Source organism: Dactylosporangium sp. NPDC005572, from assembly GCF_040605515.1.
Lineage (GTDB): Bacteria > Actinomycetota > Actinomycetes > Mycobacteriales > Micromonosporaceae > Dactylosporangium.
The window spans coordinates 1-13,216 of the sequence record NZ_JBEXCY010000279.1 but is presented as its reverse complement, the minus strand read 5'-3'; the positions used below and the strand labels follow the sequence as shown (position 1 = coordinate 13,216).

Annotated in this window: 9 protein-coding genes; 4 read left to right on the top strand and 5 right to left on the bottom strand. The window is 65.1% G+C overall.

Annotation, left to right across the window (positions count from 1 at the left end; all coding sequences use genetic code 11):
- A partial coding sequence (locus tag ABZS66_RS56025; RefSeq protein WP_354772234.1) for a transposase occupies positions 1-449 on the bottom strand: 449 nt, incomplete at its 3' end.
- 801 nt (positions 450-1,250) lie between these two features.
- On the opposite strand from ABZS66_RS56025, the gene ABZS66_RS56020 reads away from it, so the two are divergent.
- Complete coding sequence (locus tag ABZS66_RS56020) at positions 1,251-2,663, top strand: prenyltransferase/squalene oxidase repeat-containing protein (RefSeq protein WP_354772232.1); 1,413 nt, start codon at positions 1,251-1,253, stop codon at positions 2,661-2,663.
- A 392-nt stretch (positions 2,664-3,055) separates the two neighbouring features.
- Complete coding sequence (locus ABZS66_RS56015) at positions 3,056-3,949, top strand: cytochrome P450 (protein WP_354772230.1); 894 nt, start codon at positions 3,056-3,058, stop codon at positions 3,947-3,949.
- A gap of 693 nt (positions 3,950-4,642) precedes the next feature.
- Here the strand turns inward: ABZS66_RS56015 and ABZS66_RS56010 are convergent.
- Both ABZS66_RS56010 and ABZS66_RS56005 read right to left on the bottom strand, forming a co-directional pair.
- Positions 4,643-5,293, bottom strand: a complete 651-nt coding sequence (locus ABZS66_RS56010) for a ferric reductase-like transmembrane domain-containing protein (protein WP_354772228.1) — start codon at positions 5,291-5,293, stop codon at positions 4,643-4,645.
- A 307-nt stretch (positions 5,294-5,600) separates the two neighbouring features.
- A complete protein-coding gene (locus tag ABZS66_RS56005; protein ID WP_354772226.1) occupies positions 5,601-7,115 on the bottom strand; it encodes a DUF1996 domain-containing protein in 1,515 nt (504 codons plus the stop codon).
- A gap of 1,183 nt (positions 7,116-8,298) precedes the next feature.
- Between ABZS66_RS56005 and ABZS66_RS56000 the strand changes: the two genes are divergently transcribed.
- Both ABZS66_RS56000 and ABZS66_RS55995 read left to right on the top strand, forming a co-directional pair.
- Complete coding sequence (locus ABZS66_RS56000; RefSeq protein ID WP_354772224.1) at positions 8,299-8,868, top strand: reverse transcriptase N-terminal domain-containing protein; 570 nt, start codon at positions 8,299-8,301, stop codon at positions 8,866-8,868.
- Positions 8,808-9,968: a reverse transcriptase domain-containing protein gene (locus ABZS66_RS55995; protein ID WP_354772222.1), complete on the top strand. Its 1,161-nt coding sequence runs from the start codon at positions 8,808-8,810 to the stop codon at positions 9,966-9,968. The genes ABZS66_RS56000 and ABZS66_RS55995 overlap by 61 nt, the downstream gene beginning before the upstream one ends.
- Before the next feature lie 81 nt (positions 9,969-10,049).
- On the opposite strand, the gene ABZS66_RS55990 is transcribed toward ABZS66_RS55995, so the two are convergent.
- Positions 10,050-10,517 (bottom strand): hypothetical protein, encoded by a 468-nt coding sequence (locus ABZS66_RS55990; RefSeq protein WP_354772220.1) that lies wholly within the window; start codon positions 10,515-10,517, stop codon positions 10,050-10,052.
- Positions 10,518-10,884: 367 nt separating this feature from the next.
- A complete protein-coding gene (locus ABZS66_RS55985) occupies positions 10,885-13,152 on the bottom strand; it encodes a helix-turn-helix domain-containing protein (RefSeq protein WP_354772218.1) in 2,268 nt (755 codons plus the stop codon).
- Positions 13,153-13,216 lie beyond the last annotated feature (64 nt).

Sequence of the window (13,216 nt, the reverse complement as noted above, 5' to 3'; positions counted from 1 at the left end):
AGCCCGGCCGCAGCCGACTGCGGCAGCCCGCCGCGGGCCTCGAATCGTTGCGCCCACGCGATTTCCCGCGCTACGGTGCGAGCGGCGTGCAACCGGTCAAGCGCCGCACTGTCCATTGCGGACAGCTGCCGCCATGCGGTCGCGTCCGAGGCGACCAACTCGAACAACGCCGGCTGATCCCGCAGCACGGCCAGATCCGAGATCGCTTCGCCGCCGTCCGCGAGCATCACCGCCAGATCCACCGCTACCCGACCCGGATCATGCACACCCTGCCGCTGGCGCAGACCACCCAGCGCCTCACCGCACGCGCCCGTCAGCCCGGTCACCTCCGCAACATCCGCGAGGAGACGGGCACCGGCATGGGCGACCACGCCACGCCCGTCGGCACTCACGATGATCTTCGGGCGCGGTCCGGTAGCCTTCACTCGGCGGGTGCCTTTCGATGGGATGGATACGACCCTCAGCAAGTCCTATCTTCCCAGCTCAGAAGGCACCCGTTCCTATTGACCCACCATGTGAGCAGCCCTTAACGAAGGGCCGAGGCTAACTAAAGCAAACCGGCTCAAAATGATATGTATCGACTATTTCGGTCAAGAGGCGTCGCTGGCATACGAACGCCGCTGTTTCTGAAGTAGCCGTCGGGCTTGTGTCGTTGGTTATAGGGCGGGATCAAGGTCAAGTTCGAAAGGGCCGTGACGAGTGGGCAGGCTCTTGCCAGTCGCTGTGGCCGGGATTATTCTGTCCGCACTCGACGCGTCGATAATTCGCTGGTTGCCAACTGGGCAGCTATGCGCGAATAGTGTGAAATCCGGCAATCTTCTGAGTCGTTAATTCAGAGGCCGCAGGGTGGCTGGTCGTCCTCGTGATGTCCGTGCCTGGACCCGGATCGCGGAGACGTCAACTCGAAGCCCTTCATCTCGCTCAAGACCTCCGACGAGATCTCAATAGCCTCATCACTTTGTTACGGCCGACCTAAGGACCCCAGGACATCAACTGGGTCGGTGAGGCTCCTCTACCAACATCACTCGCATTTTTCGGCGCTTGCTGCCGTCTCTGCGGGAAGGAGCATAATGCTCAGAGCTGGTCTGTACCCATCGCAGGCAATCAAACACCGTTCATGGATGGAGGATGCGCTTCTGGCGAGAACGCTGGAGTGTCGGTCGCGTCTCCGCGCCCACGTGATCGGTAGTGTCGGTAGCGACGGGGGTGTGCGAGATCGCTGTAGCAGCCGCGTTCTCGAGTCAGTCCTCATGCTGCATCTGCTGCACCTTGAGGGTGTGTTCCCCAGCGTGCAAGAGGCGATTACAGGCTATCTCAAAGAGCGCCGGAATGTTCTTGTTCCAGGCGGCGAGGGGGACGTCGCGGCCCTGGAGAGAGTGTTGGTCGACTCCGCCCTCGGTGCAGAGGGGGACCGAAAGCCCAAGGAGCCGCTGGCCTTTCTCGGCCAGTTCGAGCACTTCACATCACCGCGCAAGAGATTCATGTTCCATGCAATGCTCACCGAGCTCGGTGTATTGCCAAGCGACCGTAACTTCGACGTAAGTAAGGTCAGGTACGACGGTTACGCATCGTGGGTGAACCTTGAGATGTGCGCCCTGAAAATAATCGATGCATACAACCGTGGGGCTCCAGAATTGGCCACCGCCGCCGATCGTGCGTTCCTGGTCGACCAGCTCTCTTCGGGTAGCGTCCGAAGCGTATTCGAAGCCGACCTCCTCGCCCATCTCCTGGGTCTGCTGGCGATTCGTCGGATAAGTCCGGATAGCCCGCTAGTGGCTCGGGGTATCGATGCGATGTTGCGATGTCACAACCCGGATGGCGGGTTTCCGTTCATCGCAGGATGGGAGCCGTTCCTCACTGCGGCGGCTGGACTGGCACTTCAGGAGTCTGGTGCAGACCATCGCCTGATCCAGCAGATGGGGGACTATGTGGCGCTCCATCAAGGGGCGGATGGCGGATGGCCTTTCGCGCCGGGTGTGACCCAGAGCGACGCGGACTGCAGCCCTTACTGCCTTGAATTCCTCAGAACGGCAGGAGCGGAGCGTTTCGCTGAGGAAATTAGCCGTGCTGAAGACTTCTTGAGGAAGCTGGCGAACGACGACGGAGGCTTTGCAACGTACTTTCACGGCGACACTCCGGAGGTCGGAGTAACCGGGAGTGCCATTTCCGCTCTGGCACCGGCGAGGGACAAGTTCGCGGATGTCATTGACAACTCTATTAGATACTTGATCCGCTCTCAACGGGGCGACGGCACTTTCGAACGTGGATGGAGCTTGAGTAACGCCAACTCCATTCTTCGCTCGATTTTCGCCTTCAATTCCTATCCAAGCCCTCCGACCGGTGAACTCGCCGAGCAGATCGATGCGGCGACCGAACGATCTCTTGGCTACTTGGTTGCCAATCAGAACCGTGACGGCGGCTGGGGGCAGCGTGCTGGTGACGCTAGCGACGTACTTAGCACCTCCTATTCATTGCTGGTGCTAAGTATCACGAAAAACGTTGATGCGTTGCGATCTGGTCTCGACTATATGCTTGAGCACCAAGGGCGCGATGGTGGTTATGTTTCCATTCCAGATTCTGCCGGCCCGCGGCCTATGACCCATGATGCCCCGATCCTCGCTGACATCTTCGCTCTTCTCGCTGTGAGCCACCTGCTCGCTTGAGAAACACGACTCAGGCACCCGACTCAAGATACCGTCACTGAGAAGCCGAATAGGCTTTAGGGGGTGTGCAGATGGGCAACAACTCCCAGGTCCCACTGCCTTACCGACGTGAACAGCCCCACCCGTTCAGTCCGGCACCTGAGCTTCAACAGCTGGGAAGAGAGAAGCCGATCTCCCGGCAGTCGGTCGCACCGAATGGTGACTCGGTCTGGCTAGTCACCCGACATTCCCTGGCCCGCGAGGTACTGAGCGACCACAGATTCAGCGTCAAGAGTACGCCACCGACCCTTCTCCGCCCCAAGGCCACCGGCGAAGCGAAGGTTGCGACACCCGCCCGGCAACCGGGAAGTTTCGTCGGATACGACCACCCTGAGCACGCCAGGCTGCGGAGCATGGTCTCGCACTCGTTCACCGCGAAGCGAATAGCTGACTGGGTGCCGCGCATAGAGGAGATCGTGCACGATTGCCTCGACGCCATGGCGACACAAGGCCCGCCCGCCGATTTGGCAACTGCCTTCGGCCAGGAAATCCCATCGAGGGTGTTGTGTGAACTGATCGGCATCCCGGAGGAAGACCGAAAAGAACTTCAGATGCGGGCGAATCTGGCGTTCGATCAGACATTGGATCGCGGGCGACTGATAGACCACTTTGTCGGTCTTCGGGACTGGGTGGCGGATCTCGTCGTCCAGAAACGTAACAGTCCAGACAACACGATGTTCGGAGCTCTCGTACGGGACTACGGACATGAATTGACAGATACGGAAATCACCGGAATGGTAGCCCTGATTCTTGTAGCGGGTCAGGACAGCACGGCCGGGGCGCTGAACATCGGTACGTTACTGCTACTGCGCCACCCTGATCAACTCGCTGTGGTGAGGGACGATCCAACTATCACTGAACAGGCCGTGGAGGAGTTGCTTCGATACATCACCGTTACCCAGACGGGCTTGGTTAGGACGGCTACTGAAGATCTCGAACTGGGAGGCGAGCAGATTAAGAAGGGTGACTATGTGATGATGTCATTCTCCCAGGCTAACCGCGACGAGACGGTGTATCAGGATGCGAATGTCTTTGATGTACATCGCGAGCGCGAGCCGCATCTCGCCTTCGGTCACGGAATTCACTTCTGCCTTGGCGCCCCGCTTGCCCGTAAGGAGCTGGCGATCGGTATTCCCGCCCTGCTGCGCCGTTTTCCTGATTTGAAGCTTGCGATTCCGTTTGAAGAGGTGCCGTTCCGTGAATTCGCTACTGTCTACGGCGTGGAGTCGTTGCCGGTGACTTGGTAGCTCAGCGCAGGGACGGAATCCAGAGACGACGCAGCTAGGCGATCAAGGCTGACTCGTCGCGTACGGTATGCCGCTCGGCATAGAGGCGAATCGGTACATCGGCGCCAGCGACCTGATCGTCAGCGGGCACCGTCCGGCGGTCCTGGTCCCAGCGCACGCGGGGTGGCCCCGGCGCAAGAATGGTCCGCAAGTCGTTCACCAGGCGAACCGTTCCCGGTGTAGGCGTGCGGGAGGCACGCCGACCCGTCGAGTAGTTCGGAACACGGACTCTGTCCACGCGTCGGGACCGCACACGTACACGTCATGGTCGGCGATGTCGGGGGAGAGCGAGCGCAAGGCTTCAGCGTCGCTGTAGTCGGCGTACTCGGCCGGTAGCCAGGAGCCTGGCGCTGCTCGAGGGCCGACGAGCACAACGAGGCGGACGCCCCGGTCGCGCGCGAGCCATCCCAGCTCGGTCAGGAACGCCACCTCGTCGGAGCGGCGGGTGCGGTAGACGGGGGGTGGCTTTGGCGTGTCTGTAGGGCAGGTCCCACAGCAGGGCCAACAGCGGTGTGACGCCGACACCGCAGGCGAGCATGGTGACCTTGCCGCCGGTATAGGTGTCGGCGGTCATGCGTCCGTACGGTCCTTCGATGAGCGCTCTGGTGCCGGGGCGGAGCGCGGCGACTCGAGCGGCGCCGTCGCCGACGGTCTTCACGGTGATCCGCAGCCGGTTGGCACGAGGCGGGCCCGACAGCGAGAACGGATTGCCGTGCAGGGCACCACCGCCGTCGAGGAACCGCCAGACGAAGTACTGCCCGGCCCGCGCCGGCGGCCGGTCAGATACACCGGAACGAGGCCGGGCGTCTCGGTGACCACGCGCTCGACGGTGAGGCGGTGCCGAAGCGTGCGCCAGACCGGCATGCCGACGCGGAACACGAGCGCCGAGCCGGCGGCGATGAAGTAGGCCCCCCAGCAGTACGCGCGGGCAACGGGCGCGCGGAAGTCGCTGCCGGGCAACCGTTCATGCGGCAGTGCGAGAGCGACGCCGAGATACGCGTAGAGGTGCAGCAGATCCCACGACTCGTACCGCAGTTGGCGGCGCACCGCGCGCAGTGAGGTCAGCACGACAAGGACGAGCGCAACCAGGGCGACTAGCGCCAGGACCGCGCTGGGGCATGTCGCGAGCAGCGTCCACAGGTGTCTCGCGGGATCGGTCCCGGCGCGTCGCGCAGCGCCGACGTTTGCCAGCGCCACGTGTGCGAGGAGGAGATGGAACGAGGCGAACCCGGTCCAGCGATGCCAGCGTGCGAGGTTGGCTTGCCCGTACGCCCGCTCCACCCAGGGAATGCGCGCCATCAACATGACTTGGAGCAGGAGCAGTTCCGCCGACCAGAGGGCGGCCGGCCGCCGCAACGCCTTGCGGAGCCGTGTCTCGGCCGACCGCCCACAGCGCGGTGACGACAGCCAGAGTGCCGGTAGCGACGAGCGTCGCCACGATGCGTACGGCGTCTGAAGGTGCGAATCCGAGACGCCTTCCAGCAGTGGATGTAAGCACGACGGTTCTCCAACAAGCGCTATCCGATGCGGCCGAACCCATCGAGGCAGTGCGCGCGAACGCTCATGGCCCCGCCGTCCAGACGGGGCCATCAGCGTGTCCGTACGGCTCGGGTCAGCCGCCAGTGAAACTCGGCGTGGTGCCGCACTTGGCGTTTGCGGTGAGGCAGATCTTCACCAGCGGGCCGAGATTCTCGGGCTTCCACGCGTTCATGAAGTCGCCGTGCATCGAGGAGGCCATGCCTGACGAGAGCTGCAGGCCGTTGCCGCCGAGGGAGTCGTAGTTGACCATGAAGGAGAGGTTCGGTACGGCGACCGGGTACTGGCCGGTGCACGTGCCGTTCTGCATCGGTCCCATGTGGGACTTGTGGTCGGGTGAGTCGACGTGCTTGCCGTCCCAGCAGTCCTGGAAGGCGAGCTGGAAGATCAGGTTGCCGCCGGACGCGCAAACCGGCCAGTTGCCGTCGGCGCTGCGCCCGATCTCTGCGCTGCCTGCGCACCAGAACTGGCCGCTGGCACCCTTCGGGGTCGGCACCTGCCGCTTCGCGTCACCGTGCACGACAACGAGACCGGGCGGGAACGGCACCGTCACCGACGGGTCCGCGAGCCGCGAGCCGTAGTAGACCCGGAAGCTCTTGATCTTCACGGGTTGGCCGTCGCGCAGCAGCTGCGGCACCCAGTAGGCGCTGTTGTCCCCCGGCGCGTTGCACGTCGCCGTCCGGTTGAACAGGTCAGCCGACTTCGTGGCGGCGTCGACGGTCGGGCCGAAGAAGGTGTGCATGTGCGAGGCGCCAGGTAGGCCGGGCAACACAATCGGGTCGTCCTTCGCCTCGTTGGCCACTGTGCAGTCGGTGTGGAACTCGGCGACCCGCGTCGTGCCAGCCGGAACCGGTAGCCGCTCGATCGCGTTGAAGGCGGCCAGCTGCCGCTGCCAGACGGCCTGGTCAACGGGCACCCATCCGCCACCGGAGTTGCCTGTTGGCGCGGAGACGGACTGCGCAGCCGACGGTGCGGAGGAGGGGGCGGCGGAGGAGGAGCTGTCACCGGCCGGGGGTGCGACCGTTGCTGTCGCCGGTGCGTGTGACGCGGCAGCGCTGGTACCGAGGGTGAAATAGTTGATGTTGATGAAGTCCGCGTGCTGCTGGCTTTTCATCACCGCCACCAGGGTCTGCTTGCCCGCCGGCACACCCGACGCCTTGGCGGTAACCGTCGTCCAGTTCTGCCAGCCACCCGTGCCGGTGACCGGGAACGTGGCCAGCAGCGTGCCGGTCGGCGAGTCCAGATGCAGCTCGATCGAGCCGCCGGCCGTGTTGTGGGCCGCGACGCGGGCCGTGAGGTCCGTCCCGCCGAGCGTCACGTTGTCGTACTGCATCCAGTCCCCGGTGGCCAGCCAGCCGACGTTCTCGCCGCCGCCGGTGTCGGTGGTGTGCTCCGTTCTGGCGCCGGACTGCGCCGAGAACGCCTCCGCTTCAAGCCGGACGCCCGGCGCGGCGACCTCGTCCGCGCTGGCGCTGGCGATGTAGATGCCGGTGGCGCCCAGCGCCAACACGACGGCGGCGCCGAGCGTCGCCCGCGCTCGGCGACTGATGTGCCAGGTCGACTTGGCGGCGCGTTGCGAATCAGTACGCATTCAGACCCTTTTCCCTACCCGCTCTCGGCAGATGGTGGCTTCGTTGCGCCAGTACTACGGGCGTGGAGTGGTCGAGTTCATGACGCAACGGAGAATTAAGACGCAGCATTGCGTCGCAGCAGGTAGGGCCGTCCAGGCGACTCGATTACGGGTATTTCGGGACCGAATTATTAAGTCTTCCTTAATACTCCAGCTGCACTTCAAGTAGTCCGAGTCTTCGCTGGTAGTGGCTGGGTCTGGCGCTGAACTGGTGGCGTCGACGCCATCGTGACCATCGATCAATATGATCAACGGGTCGGACGATCGCGATCAGGTGTGCCAGGAGACGTCGGACCTCGCCGAGTGTGAGGGGGATGAGGCCGTCCCGATCCCACGCTCGGCCCCTTTTCAGCGTTGGCCGCAGTGGTGGCGAGGAAGGCGTGGGCCACCATAACGAGTGTTATGTGGCGGTGTCATGCGTCGTAGCGGCGCACTTGGTAGTGGTCGGAGCGACACGAGGTCGCACAGTTCCGAGTGAACGCGCAGGTAGGAGGCCATCTATGGCGGTTGCGTGATTCTGGGCGAGTGTTCGACGCCTGTCTCCGCCTCGACGTGCGTTGCGGGTAACTGCGGGGTGCGAAGCTCGGGGTAGAAGCCCAAGGGTCTCCGATTCGTTCGGTGACCACAGGCAAGGAGAAGGCCGGACGGGTGAACACCAGTGAACCCTCGATGACGCCTCGTGAACCAGACCCCCGGGTGGACGGAGTGCGACCGGGGAACAGGGCCCGGCCGTTGGGAGACGGCAGGCGGCGACCGGGGAAGACCAGCCGGTCGCGGGAACACCGCCGGCCTCGGGGTATAGAGGGCACCCAACCCGGCCGCGTCTCGGAGGTGCGGAACGTGGAAACCCCGTCCGGGTCCAGGGGCTCGATGCCTGGCAGGCCAACCGTAAGGGGAGCCGAAGTTCTGGCGGGAACAGGATGCTCAAGAAGCGAACGCCGGTGCGCCGAAAGGCGGCAGGAAACCGCAGCAGATGGCCGTGCTCCTGACGGCTGGTGCGGATAACTGGCCGGATACCGGTCCTGGTGGCCGGGCCCGAAAGGGCGCTGACGTGAGCAGGTGGCTGGTGAAGGCCGAGATCGTGAGTCGTGGGAGCCGAGGGGCAGGTTAGACACCGATGGTGAACGGACCCGAGGACGCATCCGTGAGCTGGTCCACTGTGGATTGGCGGAGTTGTGAGGATGACGTACGACGACTGCGCAGGAGGATCTTCAAGGCGACACGGGAGCAGGACTGGGCCAAGGTCCGGTCGCTGCAGAAGATGATGCTGCGGTCGTGGTCGAACGTGTTGGTCAGCGTCCGGCAGGCGACCCAGCGCAACGCAGGTCGCAAGACCGCAGGGGTGGACGGGGAGGTTGCACTGACCTCCGCGGCGCGGATGGAATTGGCGGTGCGGGTGCACCGCTCGACGACATCGTGGCGACCTCTGCCGGTCAGGCGCGTGTATATCCCGAAAGCCAACGGGAAGCTGCGCGGGCTCGGCATTCCGGCGATCATGGACCGCTGTCATCAGGGCAGGGTCCGAAACGTGCTGGAGCCCGAGTGGGAAGCCCGGTTCGAGCCCCGTTCGTATGGGTTCAGGCCGGGACGTAGCTGTGCTGACGCGATCGGGTCCCTGTTCACGACGTTGCGTGGTCCAACCGCGAAACGGACATGGATTCTGGACGCCGATCTGACGGCCGCGTCGACAAGATTGATCACAGCCACCTTCTGACGGCGATCGGATCGTTCCCGGCCAGGGACATGATCCGGGCGTGGCTGAAGGCGGGCGTGTTCGAGCACGGCAAAGGGTTTGCGCCAACTGATGAGGGAAGTCCTCAGGGTGGTGTGATCTCGCCGCTGCTGTTGAACGTGGCGTTGCACGGGCTGGAGGGAGCTGCCGGGGTCGGGTACTACCGAGCGGGCCGCAAGGACGCCGGAAAGGTGGTAGCTGACTCCCCGGCATTGATCAGATACGCCGACGATCTTGTTGTGTGCTGCCACAGTTATGAGCAGGCGCAGCAGATCAAGGAACAGCTCGCCGCATGGCTGGCGCCCAGAGGTCTGGCCTTCAACGAGGACAAGACGACCATCGTCGCCCTCGAAGACGGCTTCGACTTCCTGGGGTTCAACGTCCGCCGTTACCGATGCGGCAAGCTACTGATCAAGCCGAGTAAGACGGCGGTCAAGCGGATCCGGGAACGGCTCGCAACGGAGGTCCGCGCGCTTCGCGGCGCCAATGCGATGGCGGTCATCGCCCGACTCAATCCCATCATCCGAGGTTGGTCGGCCTACTACCGGGCGGTGGTGTCCAGCAAGTCCTTCCACTCCCTGGACACCCAGATGTGGCGGCTGACCTACAAGTGGGCCAAGTTCCGCCACCCGAACAAGTCGAAGACGTGGGTCAGTGCCCGCTACTTCGGCCGGTTCAACAAGTTCAGGAACGACCGGTGGGTATTCGGCGCACGCGACCGTGCCGACAAGCGCGGCGTGCCATATCTGACCAGGTTCTCCTGGACCGGCATTGTCCGGCACCACCAAGTCCAGGCAGGGGCGTCTCCAGACGATCCCGACCTGATCGACTACTGGGCCGCGCGTCGGCGACGGAGCAAACCCCCGCTGGACAAGTACACGCTGCGCCTGCTGGAACAGCAGGACGGTTACTGTCCGGCATGCAAGGAGGTGCTCCTCACCGCCGACCAGCCACCACAGTCTCCTCACGAGTGGGAACGATGGTGGCTGAGCGTCACTCGCAAGGCCTCGAATACGACTACCTCGTCCACGATGGACAGTCGAGCCGACCCGGCAAGCCGGACGATGCATCAACCCGCCTGATACACACCTCCTGCCAACGGGCACACCATCCGGTCACCGGCAGGAAGACCAGCGTCTCACCTTCACCCCAGCCCATCGCGGCTACTTGAGCCGGATGCCCGGAAACCGGGCACGTCCGGTTCTGAGGGGGCCCCGGCGCAGCGATGCGCCGGGGCTACCCGACAGCCCGAGCTCGTTCTTCGATGTCTGGAAACACTCCTCGATCGCCCACCGGGTGCCGGCGCCGCGGATGAGTTCCTCGTCGCCGGTGTCGGCCGGGCCGTAGCACAGGTAGTAGGCCAGTTCGGTGGGCTTGGTGACGCTGCGGCGGATGAGCAGCCAGCGGGTATGGCCGTGCTCGGCGGTGCCGGCGTCGGGCAGCGTCGCGACCGCCCAGTCGTAGACGCGCGGGCTTCTGACCCCGTCGCCGCAGCTGCGGCGTTTCCAGGCCAGAGTGGTGCGGCTGCCAGGGCGTTGGCGCGGGCGCTGCCGCGTTCGGTCGGGATTTTCTGGTTGCTCGGCACGGCCAGGACGTAGTTGATGTGTTGTTGTTGTTGTTGCTGCAGCCACAGCCGGAACTTGCCGCCCTTGCCGTAAGCCTCGTCGGCGGTCACCCACTTCGCCGGCAGCTGCACCCCGGCGGACTTCACGCGATCGCCAACGCCACCCACACGATCACGCACTGGTTGGCCTGGCCCCGCTGGTGCAAACTCCATCAGGCACGCGCCAAGACCAGCCACTACCGCCGACATCGCACCCAGCTCACATATCGTCTGTCGTCTACATAACGTTCTCGGGCTAGACTGTTGGAGGGCCGTTTGTAGCCCTGACCCCGGTCTTCTGAGGCTGATCATGCCAGTGGCGCCGGGCGATCATCCCGATCGGCACGGCGGCGGCGGATACGATCGGGTCCGGGCCGCCACGGTGAATCCGGACATCAAGGATTTGTGGTCGTGGGGCGGCCGTGCTGGTGCGAGGCCTTGAGGCGGTCCTGGAGCCGGGCGTGGCGGAACTGGTAGACGGCGCCGACCTGGCGCAGCACACCGCGTTGGTGGGCGTCGTCCAGGAAGGTGATCACCGCCCAAGGCAGTCGGCCGGTCAGGGGCAACCAGATGCGTGTCAGGATCATCCACTGCCCCCAGGCGGTGAAGGTGAACACGTAGGACAGCCCGCCGCCGAGTCCGGCTACCATCCCGATGAGCAGGCCACCCCAGCCCCAGATGAGAGGGCCCAGCCACTCCTGCAGTAACTCGACCACGATCTGGCCCCCGAGGGCGATCACGACTACGACGATCGGCACGATCACCAGAAGGTGCCGCATCACCGTGCCGCGGCTCGTGGTCAGCAAACGGGCCGGGTGGGCGGCGCAGCTGATGTCGAGGGGGGCTTCCAGCGCGGCCGTGACTCTGCCCGCCAGCCCGGCCGCGAGCCCGAAGACGGGTGCGAAGAAGAGCGCGTCGATGAGCGCCGCACCGATCGCCACGCCGATGTGCGGGGAGAACCCGTACAGCACTCCGAACGCCAACATGCGGGTGAGCCCGTACCCCAGTCCAGCCGCGGCTCCGCCTAGCAGCCCGTCTCGGAACCTGATGACGGGCTTGCGGACAAGTCCGGTCCCCGGTCTGCTGGTTCGGCCGAAGATCCGCACCTGCACGCGGGAAGGCTCGAACATCTTTCTGCGGCGCACGGCCGTGAGCCAGTACATCAGTCCGAAGGGGAGGCCGACCGCAGCCACGCACGCCAGCACGTCCATCAGCCCGGCCTTGAGCCCGGGAACGGTCCCCAGGTAGGCCATGTACAGGGGCACCAGGAGCCAGGCGACGGAGGTGGTGGCCAGCGTGCAGGCCAGCACGACGACGAGGACGCGTGAGGAGCGGCGCAGCGTGGCCCCCAGCTGCCACCACGCCAGGTCGCGGGTGTCGAGCTGGTCCAGGTGCTGGGCGAGGTAGCCCAGCCAGTAATGGGCGCGGTCCGGTTCCCAGGTCCGGTGCTGGCGCGGGCGGTCGGTGACGGGCTGGCGTGGGGGCCGCTGCCGGTAGAGGGTGGGCACGAAGTTGTCCAGCAGGTGGTCCTCGATGGCTTGCTGGGTCGGGAACCGGGTGGTGTCGAGAAGGACAGCCGGATTCTGACCGAGGGCGCCGCTGTAGACGGTGCGAGCGAGGAAGACCATCAGGGGTGTGCGCAACACGATGGCGAGTGGGCTGTCCGGACGGTCGCACAGGTCGTCCAGGACCGGAACCCACGTCGCGCGGCGGGTGGTGCGCAGGTAGTTGACCAGTTCGGTGGGGGCGAGGTCGAGCAGCTGGACACCGGCGGCCCGGGTCACCACTCCGGTCGCCGCGACTGCCTCGTCATATTCCTTGGGGCGGCTGGTCAGCAGCCACTGCAGCGAAGTGGCGTTGAGCTGTTCCAATGCCGGGCCGTACAGGCCGCCGGCGATCTCATCGAACCCGTCCAGCACCGGCAGGATGCGGTTGGCGTCGACCAGCGCGGCGGCGAGCGTGGACCCGCCGCGGGTGCTCTGGACCAGATGAGGGTAGTCGCGCAGCAGTTGGCCTGTCAGCCAGTCTCGCAGCCCGGTGGTGTTCGGGTCCCATGAGCCGAGGCTGAAGGTCACCGGTACTGGGTCGGCGTCGGTGCGTGTGCGCAGGCAGTCCCCGACGAACCGGAGGGCCAGGACCGTCTTGCCGGATCCGGCTCCACCCAACACCACCAGCCGTCCAGACGGGATCTGCCGGTAGGTACTCGCGATGTCGTCGACGTCGCCGGTCAGGTCGAGCGGGATGGTCTCCCAGTGGTCGGTCAGGTGGGCGGGCGCCGACTGCCAGCGCACCGGCAGGTGGAACGGGTGGAGGCAGCGGTGTTCCTCCTCCCGCCGCCAGCGGCGTTCGACCTCCCGCGCGAGGTCTTCGGCGTCGTCAGCCAACGGGTCGGGGGGTGCCGAAGCCTGGCTGCGCGAGGCACCAGTGGCTCCGGGCGGCGGGCCGCCTCCGGTGAGCGCCAGCAGGTCCTGGCGCTGCCGCGGTGTGAGCTCCAGCGCGTCGGCCACTAGATTCACCGTCCGAACCTGGGGGTTGGTGCGCTTGCCGGTCTCCAGATCGCGGATGGTCTTCACGCTGAGCTGAGACCGCTCTGAGAGTTGTTCCTGCGTTACCCCCGATCGAAGCCGCAACTGACGTAGCAGTGTGCCGAACTGGCTCGTCACTTCGGCGCTCCTCGCTACGGGCGGTATTCCCGACAGGACACCTTAGCGACCGATCGCCGGTTGC

What these genes read in the sequence shown, in the direction of transcription:
- ABZS66_RS56020 (WP_354772232.1), top strand. Translation starts at nt 1,251, where the DNA reads ATGCTGCATCTGCTGCACCTTGAGGGTGTGTTCCCCAGCGTGCAAGAG.
- ABZS66_RS56015 (WP_354772230.1), top strand. Translation starts at nt 3,056, where the DNA reads ATGGTCTCGCACTCGTTCACCGCGAAGCGAATAGCTGACTGGGTGCCG.
- ABZS66_RS56010 (WP_354772228.1), bottom strand. Translation starts at nt 5,293, where the DNA reads ATGTTGATGGCGCGCATTCCCTGGGTGGAGCGGGCGTACGGGCAAGCC.
- ABZS66_RS56005 (WP_354772226.1), bottom strand. Translation starts at nt 7,115, where the DNA reads ATGCGTACTGATTCGCAACGCGCCGCCAAGTCGACCTGGCACATCAGT.
- ABZS66_RS55995 (WP_354772222.1), top strand. Translation starts at nt 8,808, where the DNA reads ATGGATTCTGGACGCCGATCTGACGGCCGCGTCGACAAGATTGATCAC.